Annotated in this window: 14 protein-coding genes, 1 tRNA gene and 1 pseudogene; 7 read left to right on the top strand and 9 right to left on the bottom strand. The window is 57.1% G+C overall.

Features of this window, described 5'->3' with window-relative positions:
• Positions 1-84 precede the first annotated feature (84 nt).
• The 3 genes from PUQ42_RS03525 to PUQ42_RS03515 all read left to right on the top strand — a co-directional run bounded on the left by PUQ42_RS03525 (position 85) and on the right by PUQ42_RS03515 (position 5,694).
• The gene (locus PUQ42_RS03525; protein ID WP_273371041.1) at positions 85-2,241 is read left to right on the top strand and encodes an elongation factor G; all 2,157 of its coding nucleotides are present in this window, start codon (positions 85-87) and stop codon (positions 2,239-2,241) included.
• 438 nt (positions 2,242-2,679) lie between these two features.
• The gene (locus PUQ42_RS03520) at positions 2,680-4,911 is read left to right on the top strand and encodes an inorganic phosphate transporter (RefSeq protein WP_273371039.1); all 2,232 of its coding nucleotides are present in this window, start codon (positions 2,680-2,682) and stop codon (positions 4,909-4,911) included.
• A 204-nt stretch (positions 4,912-5,115) separates the two neighbouring features.
• The gene (locus PUQ42_RS03515) at positions 5,116-5,694 is read left to right on the top strand and encodes a DUF4924 family protein (RefSeq protein WP_087311139.1); all 579 of its coding nucleotides are present in this window, start codon (positions 5,116-5,118) and stop codon (positions 5,692-5,694) included.
• 249 nt (positions 5,695-5,943) lie between these two features.
• On the opposite strand, the gene PUQ42_RS03510 is transcribed toward PUQ42_RS03515, so the two are convergent.
• From PUQ42_RS03510 to rpmH, 3 genes and pseudogenes are all read right to left on the bottom strand, one after another.
• Positions 5,944-6,489 (bottom strand): GNAT family N-acetyltransferase, encoded by a 546-nt coding sequence (locus PUQ42_RS03510; protein WP_232009246.1) that lies wholly within the window; start codon positions 6,487-6,489, stop codon positions 5,944-5,946.
• A 54-nt stretch (positions 6,490-6,543) separates the two neighbouring features.
• Positions 6,544-6,987 (bottom strand): annotated as a pseudogene (locus tag PUQ42_RS03505) (GNAT family N-acetyltransferase); the annotation flags it as partial.
• Between the two features lie 79 nt (positions 6,988-7,066).
• Complete coding sequence (gene rpmH / locus PUQ42_RS03500) at positions 7,067-7,228, bottom strand: 50S ribosomal protein L34 (RefSeq protein WP_087311176.1); 162 nt, start codon at positions 7,226-7,228, stop codon at positions 7,067-7,069.
• A 225-nt stretch (positions 7,229-7,453) separates the two neighbouring features.
• On the opposite strand from rpmH, the gene murA reads away from it, so the two are divergent.
• The gene (murA, locus tag PUQ42_RS03495; RefSeq protein WP_273371034.1) at positions 7,454-8,779 is read left to right on the top strand and encodes a UDP-N-acetylglucosamine 1-carboxyvinyltransferase; all 1,326 of its coding nucleotides are present in this window, start codon (positions 7,454-7,456) and stop codon (positions 8,777-8,779) included.
• Positions 8,780-8,877: 98 nt separating this feature from the next.
• A complete protein-coding gene (locus PUQ42_RS03490; RefSeq protein WP_087311137.1) occupies positions 8,878-9,471 on the top strand; it encodes a thymidine kinase in 594 nt (197 codons plus the stop codon).
• 213 nt (positions 9,472-9,684) lie between these two features.
• Here the strand turns inward: PUQ42_RS03490 and PUQ42_RS03485 are convergent, their stop codons facing one another.
• The 3 genes from PUQ42_RS03485 to PUQ42_RS03475 form a co-directional block, all read right to left on the bottom strand.
• On the bottom strand, positions 9,685-11,229 hold the full coding sequence (locus PUQ42_RS03485; RefSeq protein ID WP_273371138.1) for a sulfatase family protein: 1,545 nt from the start codon (positions 11,227-11,229) through the stop codon (positions 9,685-9,687).
• Positions 11,230-11,393: 164 nt separating this feature from the next.
• Positions 11,394-12,086, bottom strand: coding sequence for a hypothetical protein (locus PUQ42_RS03480; RefSeq protein ID WP_087311135.1), 693 nt, complete (start codon positions 12,084-12,086; stop codon positions 11,394-11,396).
• Entirely contained in the window at positions 12,067-13,497 is a 1,431-nt protein-coding gene (locus PUQ42_RS03475) for a carbon starvation CstA family protein (protein WP_273371031.1), read from the bottom strand. Before PUQ42_RS03475 ends, PUQ42_RS03480 begins: the two co-directional genes overlap by 20 nt.
• Positions 13,498-13,678: 181 nt before the next feature.
• On the opposite strand from PUQ42_RS03475, the gene PUQ42_RS03470 reads away from it, so the two are divergent.
• A tRNA-Thr gene (locus PUQ42_RS03470) sits at positions 13,679-13,750 on the top strand.
• A 153-nt stretch (positions 13,751-13,903) separates the two neighbouring features.
• Positions 13,904-15,118: a site-specific integrase gene (locus PUQ42_RS03465; protein ID WP_273371028.1), complete on the top strand. Its 1,215-nt coding sequence runs from the start codon at positions 13,904-13,906 to the stop codon at positions 15,116-15,118.
• Between the two features lie 64 nt (positions 15,119-15,182).
• On the opposite strand, the gene PUQ42_RS03460 is transcribed toward PUQ42_RS03465, so the two are convergent.
• The 3 genes from PUQ42_RS03460 to PUQ42_RS03450 all read right to left on the bottom strand — a co-directional run.
• Positions 15,183-16,025 carry a hypothetical protein gene (locus PUQ42_RS03460; RefSeq protein WP_273371026.1) on the bottom strand — a complete coding sequence of 281 codons (843 nt, stop codon included), beginning with the start codon at positions 16,023-16,025 and terminating at the stop codon, positions 15,183-15,185.
• Positions 16,026-16,173: 148 nt separating this feature from the next.
• Positions 16,174-17,007 carry a hypothetical protein gene (locus tag PUQ42_RS03455; RefSeq protein WP_273371023.1) on the bottom strand — a complete coding sequence of 278 codons (834 nt, stop codon included), beginning with the start codon at positions 17,005-17,007 and terminating at the stop codon, positions 16,174-16,176.
• Positions 17,008-17,098: 91 nt separating this feature from the next.
• Positions 17,099-17,295 (bottom strand): hypothetical protein (locus PUQ42_RS03450; RefSeq protein ID WP_273371020.1); only part of this gene is annotated, 197 nt, incomplete at its 5' end.

Below are 17,295 nucleotides of genomic sequence, written 5' to 3'. Positions count from 1 at the left end.
CCGATTATTTCGTATATTTATAGTCGCGTGCCTGAAAAGGCACGGCCAACAGCAACGAAACCAAAAACCTAAAACTTTCGGAATATGAAAAACTATTCAGCCAAGGAGATCAAAAACATTGTACTGATCGGTGCCCCGGGCACGGGGAAAACGACCCTTGCCGAAGCGATGGCTTACGAGGGGAAAGTCATCGACCGCAGGGGTAGTATCGAGACCAACAACACGCTCTCGGACAATACGGATATCGAGCACGAATACAAACGCTCGATCTACTCCACGATCCTCTTCACCGAATTCATGGACCGAAAGCTCAACATCATCGACTGCCCCGGTTCGGACGACTTCTGCGGAAGCCTCTTCTCGGCCTTCAAGGTCGGCGACGTCGGCGTATTCCTCTTCAACGCCCAGAACGGCTGGGAGGTCGGCAGCGAAATCCAGGCCCGCTACGCCCGTCTGCTCAAAAAACCCGTCATCGGCGTCATCAACCAGCTCGACGCCGACAAGGCCTCGTTCGAGTCGACCTTCGAGTCGATCAAGGCCGCCTCGCGCGTCAAACCCGTCATCATCCAGTATCCCGTCAACCAGGGTCCCTCGTTCAACGCCTTCATCGACGTGCTGCTCATGAAGATGTACCGATTCAAGGACAACGACGGCCACCGCGAAGAGCTCGAAATCCCCGCCGAGGAGATGGAAAAGGCCATGGAACTCAACAAGGAACTCGTCGAAATGGCCGCCGAGCACGACGAGGCCCTCATGGAACTCTACTTCGAGAAGGGAACCCTCACGCAGGACGACATCCGCGCCGGTCTGAAGATCGGCGTCTCGAAACGCGAGGTGATGCCCATCTTCTGCGCCAGCGCCAAACGAGACATCGGAACGAAACGTCTCATGGAGTTCATCATCAACGTTGCCCCCGGTCCGCTCAAGGCCCCGGCATTCCTCTCCACCGAGGGCGAGGAGATTCCGGCCGACGAGTCCGCTCCCGCCGTCGCATTCGTCTTCAAGAGCCAGATCGAACAGCACATCGGTGAGATCACCTACTTCCGCGTCATCCGCGGCAAGATCACCGAGGGTACGGAACTCGTCAACACCCGCACCGGAAACAAGGAGAAACTCTCGCAGCTCTTCGCCGTGGCCGGCAAGAACCGCATCAAGGTCACCGAACTCTCGGCCGGCGACATCGGCTGCACGGTCAAACTCAAGGGCACGCGCACGAACGACACCCTCTCGGCCGCCACGGATCCCGTGACGATCGAACCCATCGTCTTCCCCGAACCCCGTTACCGCGCCGCCATCAAGTGCAAGGAGCAGAGCGACGAAGAGAAGCTCGGCAAACTGCTCAACGACGTCCGGTATGAGGATCCGACCATTCTGGTCGAGTACTCCAAGGAGTTGAAGCAGACCATCGTCCAGGGACAGGGCGAACACCACCTGAATATCCTCCGCTCGCGCATCGAGAAGGAGAACAAACTCCCCTACGAGTATATCGCTCCGAAGATCCCCTATCGCGAAACCATCACCAAGGTCGCTCAGGCCGACTACCGCCACAAGAAACAGTCGGGTGGCGCCGGACAGTTCGGCGAGGTGCACATGATCATCGAACCCTACTACGAGGGAATTCCCGAACCCAAGAACTACAAGATCCCCGGCAAGGGTGACATGGTGGTCAACATCAAGAACAAGGAGGAGTACGATCTGCCGTGGGGCGGCAAACTCCAGTTCTACTCGGCCATCGTCGGCGGAGCGATCGACGCCCGCTTCATGCCCGCCATCCTCAAGGGTATCATGGAGAAGATGGACCAGGGCCCGCTGACGGGTTCCTACGCCCGCGACATCCGCGTCATCATCTACGACGGCAAGATGCACCCGGTGGATTCGAACGAAATCTCCTTCAAGCTCGCCGCCCGGAACGCCTTCAAGGAGGCCTTCCGAAACGCCGGGCCCAAGATCATGGAGCCGATCTACAACGTCGAGGTCCTCGTGCCGAGCGAGTACATGGGCGCCGTGATGTCGGATCTGCAGAACCGCCGCGCCATGATCGCCGGCATGGAGTCCGACAAGGGTTTCGACCGGCTGAACGCACTCGTCCCCCTGGCCGAACTCTACCGCTACTCGACGACCCTCTCGTCACTCACCTCCGGATCGGCCACCTACACCATGAAGTTCTCCTCCTACGAGCAGGTGCCCTCCGACGTCCAGGAGAAGCTGCTCAAGGCATACACCGACACCGACGAGGATTGAGCCCCGGCGTCGTAAAACCCCGTGCGGAGGGCGGACGGCCATCAGGCGGTCCGCCCTCGCTCTTTTCCGGGGCAGAGCCTGGATGCACAGAGAAAGGGTCCGGAAGCACAGAGGCAGGACCGGGCGGCGCAGGATGGGATGCGGCGGGACGAAACAGGCGGAACAAGCAAGACAGGCAAAGAAGAAAGAAGAAGGAGAAGGCGGGGACAGCAGGAATGACGGGGACGGCGGAGACGGCAGGAACAGCGGGAATGGCGGGGGATCAGCCCACAGAATCAGCAGTTTTGAACAATAAGGGCGATTCCGACCGGCCGAATGCCCCCAATCGGAGGATGTTTCCGACAGGGCGATGTTAAATTAACGTTAACAATCCCTTTCAATTCCGTTTCATCGGGAAAAATCCAGTAAATTTGTTCTCAAATTGCACTAAAACCAAACATGAGCGAAATCTACACCTTCATCGTCGGTATTCTGGGAATTCTCGCTGTTTCTGGTCTTTTCGTCGGCGTGACGAACGACGCCGTCAACTTCCTCAACTCCGCCATCGGATCCAAGGCCGCTCCCATGCGGGTGATTCTCGCCGTGGCCTCGATCGGCATCATCGTCGGAGTGGTCACCTCCAGCGGCATGATGGAGGTCGCACGAAGCGGCATGTTCAACCCCGGACTCTTTACCTTCCACGAGGTGATGATGCTCTATCTGGGCGTCATGTTCGCAAACGTCATCCTGCTCGACCTCTACAACTCCTGGGGACTCCCGACCTCGACCACCGTCTCGCTGATCTTCTGTCTGCTGGGCTCGGCCATCGCCGTCTCGATCTACAAGATCTCGAACGACCCCGCGCAGGGAATCACCTCCCTCGGACAGTACATCAATACCTCCCGGGCAATGGGTATCGTCTCGGCCATCCTCCTCTCAGTGGTCATCGCCTTTACCTGCGGAACGATCATCATGTATGTCTCCCGACTCATCTTCTCGTTCCGATACACGGCCCTCTTCCACCGATACGGCTCGCTCTGGTGCGGCGCCTCGCTCACGGCCATCATCTACTTCGCCGTCTTCAAGGGGCTGAAATCGATCCTCGACGGGCACGCCTTCATCGAGTGGATCGACACCCACCTGCTGCTGGCCATCTTCATCTGCTGGATCGTCTGCTCGCTCGTGCTCTTCTTCATCCAGCAGCTCAAGATCAACATTCTGCGCATCACGATCCTCTCGGGAACATTCGCCCTGGCGCTGGCATTCGCCGGAAACGACCTGGTGAACTTCATCGGCGTCCCCGTCGCCGGATTCGACGCCTACTCCATCGCCCACCATACGGGTGACGCCGGCATGCTCATGGAGCCCCTCAACGAAAACGTCCCGACCAACTTCCTGATCCTGCTCGCCGCCGGGGCCATGATGATCCTCACGCTCTGGACCTCGAAAAAGGCCATGCACGTCACCGAAACCGAACTCTCGCTCTCGGCCCAGGGCGACGAAGGGCAGGAGCGATACGGCTCGTCGCTCTTCTCGCGCACGATCGTCCGCGCCGCCCTCAACATCAATGCCGGCGTCGAACGCGTCATCCCCCCCAGAGTCCGCAAGGCCATCTCGCGGCGATTCGAATATGAGGATGTCGAGCACAGCGGAGCCCCCTATGACATGATCCGCGCCACGGTCAACCTCACCACCTCGGCCCTGCTCATCGCCATGGCCACGTCGCTCAAACTCCCCCTGTCGACCACTTACGTCTGCTTTATGGTGGCCATGGGCTCGTCGCTCGCCGACCGCGCCTGGGGGCGCGAAAGCGCCGTATACCGCATCTCGGGCGTCATGACCGTCATCGCCGGGTGGTTCATCACCGCCCTGGGCGGATTCTTCATCGCGCTGGTGGTCGGGTTCGCCCTGATTTACGGCGGAACCCCGGTCTTCATCATCATCACCATCCTCTGCGGATGGATGCTCATTCACAGCAACTTCCTCAAGAAGGACAAGACCAATGCCGCGGAGCGCCAGCAGATCAAGACCAACGAGGATATCATCGCCGATCTGCGAGACGAGGTCTGCTCGACGATGGAGTCCGCCACGAAGATCTATGACCGCACGCTGATCGCCGTCTTCAAGGAGAACCGAAAGGTCCTGCGCGACATGGTCAAGGAGTCGAACGACCTCTTCTACCGCTCGCGCGAGCGGAAATACTCGCTGCTCCCCACGCTGAAAAAGCTCCAGGGCGAGGATGTCAACACGGCCCACTACTACGTGCAGGTCGTCGACTACCTCAACGAGATGACCAAGGCCCTGATGCACATCACGCGCCCGGCCTTCGAACACATCGACAACAACCACGAAGGCATGTCGATGGACCAGACCCGCGATCTGATGTCGATCAACGACGACGTGGAGTCGATTTACCGCCGCATCAACCAGATGCTGCGCGAGGGTGACTTTTCCGAAATCGAGACCGTACTGACGATGCGCGACCAGCTCTTCGAGTCGATCGCCGACGCCATCAAGTCCGAGCTGACGCGTATCAACGAGGCCAAGTCCAACACCAAGGCCTCGATGCTCTATCTGACGATCCTGACCGAAACCAAGAACATGGTGCTCCAGTCGCGCAACCTGCTCAAATCGCAACAGTACTTCCTGAAGCACCTTTCCGGTCCCGTCGCCAAAACCTGGATCAAATAAACCGGGCAAAGCATCCAAAGGCCGAGTCGTAAGAGGGGGGGGGAGAAGGACGAAAGAGCAGTGCAGAAGGAGCGATAAAGAAGGGGCAGCAAAAGAGGCCGCAACAAGGAGGAACGGTGAAAGGGATGCGGTAAAGATGGAGCGGCAAGAAGGGACGGTAAAGGCAGGCCCTCAACAAAAGGGAAGCCTCAAAAACGGAAAAACATGGATATTGCAAAAGCCAAACGACGCGAAAATATCGCCGAATACATTCTCTACCTCTGGCAGCTGGAGGATCTGATGCGGGCGCTGCAGTTCAGCCCCGAGGCTATCTACTCGACACTGATCGCCCCGCGCAAAGACATCGCCGAAGAGCAGAAACACATCTTCCTGATGTGGTACCTCGACCTGGCAACGCTGCTCCAACAGGAGGGCAAGGAGGAGAAGGGACATCTCGAACACACGCTCCATCTGATTCAGGATCTCCACGACCTGCATCTGCAACTGTTGAAACTCCCCGTCGGCGAACACTACCGGCAAACCTATGCCCGGCTCGAACCCGAACTGCCGCGGCTGAGAGCCGTGATCGGCAACCCCGGCATGAGTGATACCGAACTCTGCTTCCGGGCCCTCTACGCCTCCATGCTCTACCGAATCAAGGGCGAGGGCAACAAATCGGCCGTAACCGATACGCTGGAGTTCATCTCGCCGGTGATTGCTGAACTGGCCGACCTGTACGGCAAGGTCGAGCGCGGCGAAATCGACCTCTTCAAGAACGATTCCGAGGTGCCCAAGGGCGAATAGGGCGGGGTCTCCGGGGCCAAAAACGGAAGAGAACCGCGTAAAAAGAAAGGAGACAGTGGTGAGGGAGAGAGGAAAGGGAGAAGAGGGAGAAAAGAGGGGAAGAGCAAGGAGAAGGAGTGGAAGAAAGAACAAGAAGAGAGAACAAGAAGAGAGAGCAAGGAGGAGCGGCCGAAGTGAGGCCGGAGAATGGATACAAAAAAACGGATCGACCTGACGGTCGATCCGTTTTTGTCTGAAGAGGAGCCGGGGCTATGCAATATCCAGCCCCATGATGTAGTCGTTCATGTAGAAACCCCCGCCGATCGGGAAATCCCCCTCGCGCAGACGCCGCATGCCCATGTGTTCATAGAAGTGCAGGGCCCGGTTATGACGGTTGACATTCAGTTCCAGACGACACGGCGTCGGTGAGAGGCGCCGCACATGCGCAACGGCCTGCCGGAAAAGACGGCCTCCGATACCGTGACCCTGGGCCTGCGGCAGCACATAGATCTTCTGCAGGTGAAAAAGAGCCTCACCCTCTCGTTCGACGGAGACATAGCCGCACGGCGCACCGTCGAGAAAGGCCAGATAGAAGCAATGTCCTTCGCGGAACTGTGTGCGGAGACTCTCCTCCGAATACATCCAATCCATCATGTAGTCGAGCTGCGACGGGGTGAGAATCTCACGGTAGGTGGCCGGAAAGGCAACCTCGGCAACCTGCCGGATCAGCGGAATGTCGGACTCCGAGGCCCGGCGCAGATAGACGTGCTGCAAGGCCTGCCATTCGTCACGACTCAGGCACAGGATCTCACCCATCTGCGGCAAACCGCCGGCGAGATCCTGCAACCCGGATTCGGTCCGAAGATAACGAAAGCCGCACTTCTCCATCACGCGTCGCGAAGCTTCGTTTCCGACAAAACAACTGCCCCAGAGCGCCGTCAGCTCCAGCTCCTCGAACGCACGGCGAACCATCTCGCCCAAGGCCTCCGGCATCAGACCACGGCCTCGCCACGACGTACCGATCCAATAACCGACCTCGGCTTCGGTTGCTCCGAGCCGGAAATGACTCGACGACGGAAAGAGCAATCCGACGCATCCGACGGGCCGCCCGCTCTCCCGCAGCACCACGGCATAGGTTTCAGGAGAGGCAAAAACCGTACGGATCACCTCGGCACTCTCTTCGACACTGCGGTGAGGCGGCCAACCCGCAGCAGGACCCACCTGCGGATCCCGCGCTACGGCGTACAGATCGGTGGCATCCTCCAACCGCCACGGACGAAGCTCCAGCCGTCGGGTTGTCAAGGTTTCAATCATGGTTGTCCGGATTTCTACAGGCCCCAACGAAAGAAGGCCGACTCGATAAAAGTCGGCCTTAAATCTTTCTGCCGGAAACTTATGCGTACTTGAACGTCGACTCGTCCGATACGGTCAGTTTCTTGCGCCCTTTCGCGCGACGCGCTGCCAGCACCTTGCGACCGTTGGCCGTAGCCATGCGAGCACGGAATCCGTGCTTGTTGATACGCTTGCGACGCGAAGGCTGGAAAGTTCTCTTCATTGCCATAGCTATCTGTTTTTTGTTGTTTCAGACATTTTTACGGATTGCAAAAATACAACAAAAAAACGATCCACAAAAATTTTTCACGAAAATATTTCATTTCTACGGGTAAAACCCCCTTTTTCAATTATCTTTGTAGAAGAACTGTTCGCTCCGGAGTCCTCGACATAAACCGTCGCCGCATCCGGAGCCCCTGTTTTACGAATCCGTTAACAAACATCCGAAATGGCTATCTTCAAGGTCGAAGGAGGGCACCGCCTCCACGGTTCGATAACCCCTCAGGGCGCCAAAAACGAAGCCCTCGAAATCCTCTGCGCAACGCTCCTTACCCCCGAACGCGTCGTCGTGAGAAACATCCCACGAATCCTCGACGTCATGCAGCTCATCGAGCTGCTGCGACGCATGGGCGTCATCGTCGAACAGCTGGCCGATGACACCTACGCCTTCCAGGCCCGCGATATTGACTTCGAATACCTCCGTTCGGACGACTACCGACAGCGGTGCACCCGTCTGCGCGGTTCGGTCATGCTGATCGGACCGATGCTGGCCCGTTTCGGAGTCGGATACATCCCCAAACCCGGCGGTGACAAGATCGGCCGCCGCAGGCTCGATACCCACTTCATCGGATTCCAAAAGCTCGGCGCCAAGTTCAACTTCGACATCGCCGATGACTTCTTCATGGTCGAGGGCCGCGACCTCCGGGGTACCTACATGCTCCTCGACGAGGCCTCGGTCACCGGTACGGCCAACATCATCATGGCCGCCGTCATGGCCCGAGGCATCACGACCATCTACAACGCCGCCTGCGAACCCTACGTACAGCAGCTCTGCCGCATGCTTAACCGCATGGGCGCCCGCATCTCCGGAATCGCCTCGAATCTGCTCACCATCGAGGGCGTCGACTCGCTCGGCGGCACCGAACACATGCTGCTGCCCGACATGATCGAGGTCGGCAGCTTCATCGGCATGGCCGCCATGAACCGTTCGGAGCTGACCATCCGAAACGTCTCCTACGAAAACCTCGGCATCATCCCGGCACAGTTCGCCCGCATGGGCATCCGCTTCGAACAGCGCGGCGACGACATCTACATCCCCCAACAGGACCACTACAGCATCGAAACCTTCCTCGACGGTTCGATCATGACCATTGCCGATGCCCCGTGGCCCGGGCTGACCCCCGACCTGCTGTCGATCTTCCTCGTCGTCGCCACCCAGGCCAAAGGCGCCGTACTGATCCACCAGAAGATGTTCGAAAGCCGTCTCTTCTTCGTCGACAAGCTGATCGACATGGGTGCCCAGATCATCCTCTGCGACCCCCACCGCGCCACGGTCATCGGCCACGACCACCGCATCTGTCTGCGCGCCACGCGCATGACATCGCCCGACATCCGCGCCGGCGTCGCCCTGCTCATCGCCGCCATGTCGGCCGACGGAGTCTCCACGATCCAGAACATCGAACAGATCGACCGCGGATACAAGGACATCGACGTGCGGTTGAATGCCCTCGGCGCTCGGATCACCCGGCTGGACGAATGTGAGATGCGCAAATAACCGGCCGGAAGACCCGATCGCCCGGACGTCGGTGGCGGCACGAAAAGCCCCGGCGGCCGATGATACCTCGTGTTGTATTCAAAACTTTCCCGATAGTTATGTTTCTTGAAAATGCCAGCCGAAAGGGCTGGATCGAAGTTGTCTGCGGTTCGATGTTCTCCGGAAAGACCGAAGAGCTGATCCGCCGGCTCAAACGGGCCCAGTTCGCCCACCAGCGCGTCGAGATCTTCAAACCCCGCATCGACGTCCGCTACTCCGAGGAAGAGGTCGTCTCGCACGACGCCAACGCCATTCGGTCGACCCCCGTCGAGTCACCGCAGAATATCCTGCTGATGACCTCCGACGTCGATGTGGTCGGCATCGACGAGGCGCAGTTCTTCGACGAGAGCATCGTCGACGTCTGCCGGCAGCTGGCCGACAGCGGGGTGCGTGTCATCGTCGCCGGGCTCGACATGGACTACACCGGCAAACCCTTCGGGCCGATGCCCGCCCTGATGGCCACGGCCGAATACGTCACGAAGGTCCACGCCATCTGCGTCCGCTGCGGCAATCTGGCCCATCACTCCCACCGCCTCACCAGCGACGACAAGCAGGTGATGCTCGGGGCACAGGACAGTTACGAGCCCATCTGCCGCCACTGCTTCCGCGAGTTGCGCCAGGCCGAGTTGGCCAAGGAGCAGGAAAAGGAGTAAAAACAGACGCTCGCCGACACGGACGCTCGAAAAGCAGCGTCACACGCCCGCTGCATCGGAAGGAATGGGGTTGCCGGAGAGACTGGGAAAAAGCGGCGAAGTTCTCCGGAAAAGCCGTTTCAAAGAAAACCCGGCCGTCCATACGACGGCCGGGTTTTCTTTCTGCCCAATCCGAAGAGGGACCCGCTTGAGTGAAGACGTGTCCGGATCCGGTTACCGAACAGTCGGCTTCACCGCCTCGCGCACCTCCGCAAGGCGTGCCGACAGATCGGCCACCACCTCCGGATGTTCGGCCGCCACGTTGTGCTGCTCGCGCGGGTCCTCGCGCAGATCATAGAGCTGCGGCTCGGGCGAGTTGCCCAGTTCGGTCCGGGTCCAGAACTCCAGCGCCGGACCGTCGCTCGGCTCAAGGTATTTCCACGGTCCCGAAATAAGAGCCAGCGTATTGTTCAGATTCTGCTCGACGATGAACTCCCGGTCGGTCTGCGTCTCGCCGAGAAGCACCGGCAGGCAATCGCGGCTGTCGGGGGCGGCCGCGGCGGGAAGTTCGGCACCGGTCAGGGCCGCCAGCGAGCGGTAGACGTCGATCTGCGAAAAAAGCGCAGGCTGTTCGCCCGGCTGCACGCGGGAGGGCCACCGCACGATGAACGGCACACGCGTCCCGGCCTCGTAGAGGCTGTACTTCCCACCCCGGTAGATGCCCATCGGAGTGTGACCGTTCAACAGCTCGCGGGCCTGGTCCCGATAGCCATCGTCGATCACCGCGCCGTTGTCCGAGGTAAAGATGAAGAGCGTATGGTCGGCCAGCCCCAGGCTGTCGAGCGTGCGCATCACCTCACCGATCGTCCAGTCAAGCTGCAGGATCACGTCACCCCGAGTGCCAAGACCGCTCTTGCCCGCAAAACGCGGATGAGGAACCCGCGGCACGTGGACATCCTGCGTCCCCATATAGAGGAAGAAGGGTTCGTTGCGGTGGCGGGCGATGAAGCGCGTGGCCTTCGCGGTGATCGTGTCGGCGATATTCTCGTCGACCCACAGCGCCGACCGGCCGCCCGTCATCCAACCGATACGCGGGATACCGTTGATGATCGTATTGTTATGCCCCTGGCTCGGCCGCAGTTTTACCAGTTCGGGATTCTCCGCGCCCGTGGGCCAGTCGCCCACCTTGTGGTCGTAGCTCACCGTGATAGGATCCGACGGATCGAGCCCCACGACGCGGCCGTTCTCGACAAAGACGCACGGCACGCGGTCGACCGTCGCCGGAATCAGGAACTCGTAGTCGAAACCGATGTCGCGGGCTCCCGGACGGATCTCCGTGTTGAAGTCCGTCCCGCCGGCCGGGCCCAGTCCCAGATGCCACTTCCCGACGGCTGCCGTCGCGTAACCCGCATCGTGCAGGGCGTCGGCCAGCGTATAGCACGCCGTGTCGATGATCAGTTCGGAGTTGCCCGGAGCGATACCCGTATTCTGCTGCCGCCACGGATACATCCCCGTCAGCAGCCCGAAACGCGACGGCGTACTCGTCGCCGAGGTGGCATAGGCATTCGTGAAACGCTGGCCCTGGGCCGCCAGACGGTCGATGTTCGGCGTCGAGATCTTCGTGGCGCCGTAGCAGCTCAGATCGCCAATGCCCAGGTCGTCGGCATAGATGAAGATCACGTTCGGAAGACGCGGCGAAGAGGTCGTCGTCTCTCCGCAGCCCGAAAGAAGGGCAGCTGCCGGCACGGCAGCCAACAGGCAGTAGGGGTTGGTTTTCATAGTCATCAATATCGAGTTTTTCATGCGATTCTCATACGGCCGGCAAGCTAACGGACAACCCGGACAACCCGGCAAACGGACCTCTGCGCCGGACAAGCGGGAAAACGCCGGCAAACAGCCGCGGCAACCACTTCACGCCCCCGCAGGAGCCTCCTCCGGCTCCTTCACCGGGCCGCCCGAAGCGCGTCGATGAAGACCGGCCACAGCGACCACAGATTCTCGGTCTGCAGCCACAGCTCCCGGGCCTGGGCCGCCGCCGTGGGGTGTTCGCTCTCGATGTCGCGCAGGTAGGCCTCGTCGGCCGGGTGCTCCGCAGCCGTAAACTCCTCGAACCACGGTGCAAAGTGGCTCCGGAACCGTTTCAACTCCCCTTCGGGCAGTTTCCCGTCGCGGCGGTAGCCCGACCACAGCAACAGCAGCTCCCGCGCCGGAGATTTGTCCGAGAGGTCGTTGATCACCTCGTCGAAAAGTTCGTCCTCGCCCATGGCCAGGTAGTCGAAGGCCAGCAGCTGGCTCCCCTCGAGGTGATCCTCCGGATCGAGGTCGAGCAGCATCTCCAGCAGCGCCGCCGACATCTCGAAATCGTTGATCAGAAAGTGGTCGATGGCCGAGGCATGGATCAACTCCAGCGCCGCACGCGAATTGCGGTGGTTCCACTCGAGATTCACCTCCTCGTCCTCGGGAATCAACTCCGCCAGGCGTTGAAACGCCCGGAAGCGGGCATTGCAGGCCCCTTCGACATCCCCTTCACGCTGCATCCGCCGCGTGTGGGCCAACACCTTCTCAAAATCATAGGGGCCCTCGCCGATCACTTCGAAGGTCTGATCCGGCGTAGGCTCAAGCATCGCCTTTTGCATAGTCGCGTCGCAATTTGAAAATCATCAACAAAAGAACACCCAACGTCACCACGCCTCCCAGCACATAGGCCCAAAGCCGGTTCTCCAATCCGAAGAACTGCTCCGAAACAAACAGAAACGATGCGCAGACATAGGTCATGAAGATCGCCGGAAGCAGCGCCACCCACACATTCCAGCGATGACGCATCAGGTAGACGGCAATCGACCACAACACCAGCGTCGCCAGCGTCTGGTTCGTCCACGCGAAATAGCGCCAGACCACATCGAAATTGACCGTCGTGATCCAATACCCCACCACAAAGAGCGGAATGCAGATATAGAAGCGTTTCAGATAGCTGCGCTGCTCGAGGTGCAGCATGTCGGCAATGATCAGACGCGCCGAACGGAAAGCCGTATCTCCCGAGGTGATCGGAGCCGCCACCACGCCCAACAGCGCCAAGATACCGCCCACAACACCCAGCAGACCGTTCGAAACCGTATTCACGGCCCACGCGGCACTGCCGTTGTGAGCCCCCAGCGCCTCGGAAAGCTCTCCGGCGCCTCCGAAGAAGGCCATGGCCGCTGCGGCCCAGATCAGGGCGATGATCGACTCGGAGATCATCGCTCCGTAGAAGACCGACCGGCACTCCCGTTCGTTGCCCACACAGCGCGCCATCAGCGGCGACTGCGTGGCATGGAAGCCCGAAATGGCTCCGCAGGCTATCGTGATGCAGAGCGTCGGGAAGATCGGCAGACTCTTCGGATCGAGCTGGAAGTTATGCAGCGTCGTCAGTTCGGGAATGTGCCATCCGCCGACGATCAGCGCCCCGACCAGCCCCACGACCATGACGATGAGCGCCACGCCGAAGATTGGGTAGATCTTGCCGATGATCTTGTCGATCGGCAACAGCGTCGCCACGAAATAGTAGGCCAGGATGATCCACACCCACACCGGCACCGAAACCGACGGTGTAAGGCTGTTGAGCAGCTGTGCCGGACTCAGCACGAAAACCGCACCGACCAAAACCAGCAGTAGCACCGAAAACAGACGCATGAACTGGCGCATGCCGCCTCCCAGGTAGCGGCCGACCACTTCGGGAATGCTCAAACCGTCGTTGCGCACGAGCATCACACCCGATACGAAATCGTGCATCGCACCCATGAAGATCCCGCCCAGCGTAATCCAGATAAAGGCCACCGGACCGAAGCAGGCGCCGAGAATGGCTCCGAAAATGGGGCCCGTCCCGGCGATGTTGAGCAGCTGAATCAGAAAGGTCCGCCAGCGCGGCAGCGGAACATAATCCACCCCGTCATAAAGGCGATGGCAGGGCGTTTCGGCCTTCGGGTCGATTTTTACCAGACGCTCCAGGTAGCGTCCATACGTAAAATAGGCTCCGACAAGGAGCGCCAGACAGATCAGAAAGGTTATCATAACACGACGGGGCGTCAGTTTTTCTGCGAAGATAACAAGAAATGAGAATTTTTTTGCAAAATTGTTGCAGGAAAAAAAATTTTTGCAGATATTTGCAGTCCCAAAGCGAACCGAACGGCTGCAGACCGGCGCTGCGAAGTGAGTCAAGGGGGGGGGTAGGGAAAGGAAATTTACCCCAAAAGCCGAATTAGCTCAGCGGTAGAGCACTTCACTCGTAATGAAGGGGTCCCGAGTTCAAATCTCGGATTCGGCTCTCAAAATCAAGAGGTTGCATTTCGATGCAACCTCTTTTTTGTGCTGTTCGGGAGTGAAACAGGGGCAAAAAAGGGCTTCCGAGCGCAAATGTTGGACACTTTGTTGGACACCGCCATCGCTTCTCTCAATTACTTGCAGAATACGCAAGTAGATGAAAATCAAGATTATTCTAAAAACAGACAGAGTCTACAAAAACGGTCGATCCCCGTTGATGCTTCGGTTTACCCACAACCGCACCTCAAAACTAGTGGCTCTCGGACTTTCTGTTGCACCCTGTTACTGGGACAAAGAGGCCGAAATGCTGACAGCGGATTGCCCTGATCGAGCCACCCTGCAAAGTAAGATCGACTGCACATTAACAGGATTTCAGAAGAAGATCAAAAGGCTGGAGGCGTTGGATATTCCCGTAAACTTCGATACGCTGTTTGAGGTAAAAACCGCCCATATCGCAGGAATCACCATCGAACAAGGATTCAACGAGGTGATTGAACGGTTGGAATCGCTCGGCAAGATTCATTCGGCAACCAAACACCGATATGCTCTGCAAGTGTTGGGAGGCTACAAACCGACCAGCATGGCCATGGAAGCCATCGACCTCGACTATCTGAAAGGGTTGGAACTATACCTACGGGAACGTGGCAACAAGGACAACAGTATCGCCACACGATTCGCCATCTTCAAGGCCATCTACAACAAGGCAGTCAAAGAGGGAAAAATCGAGACCGAACAAAATCCGTTCAGCCTTTACCAAGTGGGTAGCTTGTGGGCCAAGACCCGCAAACGAGCCATCGACAAAGAGGACATCCAGCGATTGATTGATCTCGAAATTACAGAGGGACATACGACGGAGTACCGACAACTTGCCAAGGATTTATTCCTGTTCTCCTACTTTACGGCAGGAATGAATTTCGGAGACATGGCACGGCTACGTTACAAGGACCTCATAAAAGGCAGAATCTATTACACCCGTCACAAAACCCAGAAACTGCTATCCTTTCAGCTCGTGCCGAACGCCTTGCAGATTATCGGGAAATACAGCAGGGACAACCACACACAAGAAGATTATATCTTCCCAATTCTCGACCGTGCGGAACACAAGACCGCACAGCAGATTTTCAACCGTATCCATAAGGTGCTGGCAAAGATCAATCGGGAATTGAAAGTGCTGGGAGAACAGATCGGATTGGAAGTTCCTTTGACGACCTATGTGGCCCGCCACACATACGCAACCGTCCTGAAACGGTCAGGAGTAAGCGTGGCACTGATTTCCGAATCGTTGGGACACTCTGACCTCTCGACCACGCAAATCTACCTCGATTCATTCGAGAATTCGCAAATCGACGAAGCCATGCGGCATCTGCTGTAAAAGGAAAAAGGTCGGACAACCAATTCGGTTTCCGACCTTCTTTCCCATCTAATGCCAAGCAATCCTATTTGCCAAGGTATTTTATCAGGAGGTTGATTGTGGTTTGCTCACGCGTCTGATCCTCTACTTTCTCGGGGTTCATAATCTCCTTTGCCTGCTCCTCTGTTAGGCTCCTGATTTTCTCCACCATCTGAACCGTGAAGGATGTCGGATCGGCCGCATTGTGATACTTGTCGATGATGTAGGTTATCAAATACTTCTTGGCAAGGAATTTATCGTTGAACTTCTGCTCTGCGGCCTCGTACCATTGCTGACTGCGGGAGAGCCATCCGTTATTATCGAAAGCCCGATCCAAAGAATCTGAACCGATAAGCTTAACGAACATGGAGGGCTTCATCGAATTCTTCCCGAGACACCACAGCGAAATCGTTGCCAGCGGGAATCCTTTCTTGCGCAAGAACAAGGCAAAGTCAAAGACCTCATTGGACTCCTTCAGCGTCATTGCAGACCCAGCCATGTAATCCGTGCCCCTCCACGCAACGGTACGGATATTCATCTCAGCAATCTGCTTCATGACGGACACACGCGTGTTTAAGGATTCCATAATCACGATTTTATTCATCTCGGGATCAAATTCCTTGAAGGCTTGCACTCTATGCTGACCATCCAGTACAGCATAATAGTTCTGGGCCTGGTCATCGGGAATATCGGTCCCTTTCAGATCAACCAAATGTCCTCCCGAGCGCAAAACCTCCTCACCCTTGGCAACGGTAATGGGGGACAACTGCCCATAGTCCCGATAAGAATTTGACTTGCGGAATACTTCGTCGCTATTGGTCGGGCGGTTGCCTTTCACAAAAGCCAGTTGACGATTCGTGTTGTCCTCTTGCATAACCATCTTTTTCATGGCCATAAATTACTCCGTCCTTTACGGAGGGGCGTTGGTTAGCTGCTTGCCTTGCCCAAGGGGTTGCAGGTCGTCTGGACCATCCATCCGACGGATACAAAGCTCGGCAAAATTCCACCCCTCTTTAGGGAGTAAAATACAACCCGACTTACTCTCCCTCTTCTTTCGGCAGTCGTAAGCCGCCCGTATAAACCCGAGGTTCCAGTTGGTTGAAGTCCGTATTTCCGTACTGTTTCAAGACTCCTTTCAATGAGGAGCTGTCCACCGTAAAGGATTCATTGGCCGTCAGTCGGCAGAAATAGATGATGCGGGAGACAAGGAGCTGTTTGCTGTACGACACAACCTCTCCCCGCTTGGCACGCAACTCGGGTAATTTGAGGGTATCGAACAGTACCTTGAACAACCGATACATCAGCACCTGTTGCTGGGCAGTGGACAGTGATTCTGTATAATTCCTATAAAGGAGGTCGATGGTAAAGATTTTTTGTTGGGGCGGTTCTGGATATTGCGCCAACTCCTGCTTGACAAAACGACGCAGGCAGCCCAAAATCAACGGACTGTTGGTTTCGTAGCGTTCACTCTTGCGTAACTCCCGATCCTCCGAGAGGTAGAGAACTGCTTTCGGGTGCTGTTGCAGAAAATCGTTGAGTTCCGTCAGAATCTCATAATCCGTCTTGCTGGCATCGGCAGCATTCAAGCAGAAAGAGATCGTGATGTCGTAGATGAAGAGCAACGCATACCAGAACTTTTCGGCATCCAACCCGTATCCCTCCAATGTAGCCATGATGCCGTCGTTATCCCTGAAGGCTTCATACGTGAAGGGGGCTTTCACCAAGCCCTTGTTCAAACGAACGAGAAATCGGAGGCTCCAGTCACTCGGACAATAGTTCTCACCATCCCAGCCTACATTGATTCGATCGGCCAATCGGTTGGCATAATCCATGGCTTCATCACTCCAGTTTTGAGGAATCGTACAGTTCATAGTCAGTTCGGGGTTTCAGTTCCTCAAAAATAGCGAAAGTCTGCCTAAATATCAATCATACGACTAATCGAGAAAACAGCCGAGAATATTATCAAATAATTTGATTTATTGTAAAATATTTTATATATTTGCATAGTTTTTCTACGAAAGACATCCACCGTTCAAATAGGGCTAATTTTGTTAAGGCAGATTCGTCTGCCTTTTCTTTGCACTGTCTTTCCACATTTTTTGAGTGTGAAATGAAAGTCTCCTTTATAAATATAGATTCAAGATTAAAAAAGATGGAAG

The organism is Alistipes megaguti, from assembly GCF_944320325.1.
Classification (GTDB): domain Bacteria; phylum Bacteroidota; class Bacteroidia; order Bacteroidales; family Rikenellaceae; genus Alistipes; species Alistipes megaguti.
Note: the sequence above shows the minus strand (reverse complement) of the source record. Positions and strands in the feature narration are given on the sequence as shown.

Bases quoted from the DNA above. Each gene is read 5' to 3' on its own strand.
- PUQ42_RS03525 (WP_273371041.1), top strand. From the start codon at position 85: ATGAAAAACTATTCAGCCAAGGAGATCAAAAACATTGTACTGATCGGT.
- PUQ42_RS03520 (WP_273371039.1), top strand. From the start codon at position 2,680: ATGAGCGAAATCTACACCTTCATCGTCGGTATTCTGGGAATTCTCGCT.
- PUQ42_RS03515 (WP_087311139.1), top strand. From the start codon at position 5,116: ATGGATATTGCAAAAGCCAAACGACGCGAAAATATCGCCGAATACATT.
- PUQ42_RS03510 (WP_232009246.1), bottom strand. From the start codon at position 6,489: ATGGGTGAGATCCTGTGCCTGAGTCGTGACGAATGGCAGGCCTTGCAG.
- rpmH (WP_087311176.1), bottom strand. From the start codon at position 7,228: ATGAAGAGAACTTTCCAGCCTTCGCGTCGCAAGCGTATCAACAAGCAC.
- murA (WP_273371034.1), top strand. From the start codon at position 7,454: ATGGCTATCTTCAAGGTCGAAGGAGGGCACCGCCTCCACGGTTCGATA.
- PUQ42_RS03490 (WP_087311137.1), top strand. From the start codon at position 8,878: ATGTTTCTTGAAAATGCCAGCCGAAAGGGCTGGATCGAAGTTGTCTGC.
- PUQ42_RS03485 (WP_273371138.1), bottom strand. From the start codon at position 11,229: ATGAAAACCAACCCCTACTGCCTGTTGGCTGCCGTGCCGGCAGCTGCC.
- PUQ42_RS03480 (WP_087311135.1), bottom strand. From the start codon at position 12,086: ATGCAAAAGGCGATGCTTGAGCCTACGCCGGATCAGACCTTCGAAGTG.
- PUQ42_RS03475 (WP_273371031.1), bottom strand. From the start codon at position 13,497: ATGATAACCTTTCTGATCTGTCTGGCGCTCCTTGTCGGAGCCTATTTT.
- PUQ42_RS03465 (WP_273371028.1), top strand. From the start codon at position 13,904: ATGAAAATCAAGATTATTCTAAAAACAGACAGAGTCTACAAAAACGGT.
- PUQ42_RS03460 (WP_273371026.1), bottom strand. From the start codon at position 16,025: ATGAAAAAGATGGTTATGCAAGAGGACAACACGAATCGTCAACTGGCT.
- PUQ42_RS03455 (WP_273371023.1), bottom strand. From the start codon at position 17,007: ATGAACTGTACGATTCCTCAAAACTGGAGTGATGAAGCCATGGATTAT.